The 708-nt window shown below is 66.8% G+C and carries 2 pseudogenes; one reads left to right on the forward strand and one right to left on the reverse strand.

What is annotated here, in order from left to right:
* Positions 1-350: pseudogene (locus A5736_RS22015) on the reverse strand (dihydrodipicolinate reductase); the annotation flags it as partial.
* A 164-nt stretch (positions 351-514) separates the two neighbouring features.
* Here A5736_RS22015 and A5736_RS22020 point away from each other — a divergent pair.
* Positions 515-708: pseudogene (locus tag A5736_RS22020) on the forward strand (dihydrodipicolinate reductase); the annotation flags it as partial.

The raw sequence follows: 708 nt of genomic DNA on the forward strand, positions 1-708 counted from the left end.
GGCGCGACATACGAGGGCGGATACACCAGACTCGTCGACGACGTCGACACGACGTTGATCCCCGCCTCCAGCAGCCGCAAGTAGTCGGGCACGGCGGCGCCGTCGCGCTCGGGACCGCTCGCGGCATACACCACCGCGTCGGGCGCCAGGGCGATCAGCGCGTCGGCATCGCTGGTGGCGGCGAGGCCGATCGGCTCGCCGTTGGCGAGTTCGCCGGCGTCCCTGCCGACCTTCTCCGCGGAGTGCACCCACACGCCGACCAGATCCAGATCGGGGCGTCGGTGGATGGTGCGGATCGCGATCGACCCGATGCCGCCCGTCGCCCAGACCACTACCCGCTGGGTCGTCATCCTGTTCCTCCTGTTAAGAGAGTAGGCACTATCCTAATGAACAAATCTTAGGTTATGGTGCTGTTGATGCTCACGCTGAGGTTCGACCTGCGTGCTCCGAGTTGGGCTGGGCCGGCCGCCGACTACGTGCGCCGCGGGCGCTCATGAGTAGGGAGGTGAACCCTATGCGTACCGTCGTGTGGTCGACGGGGGGAGTCGGGTCGATCGCCATCGATGCGATCCGCCGCCGGCCAGACCTGGAACTCGTTGGGGTATGGGTGCATTCGCCCGACAAAGTCGGCAAGGACGCCGGGGAATTGGCCGGCATCGAGCCGCTGGGTATCGCGGCTACCAACGATGCCGACGCGCTGATCGCCCT

The sequence above is a fragment of the Mycobacterium sp. SP-6446 genome, from assembly GCF_001954045.1.
Classification (GTDB): domain Bacteria; phylum Actinomycetota; class Actinomycetes; order Mycobacteriales; family Mycobacteriaceae; genus Mycobacterium.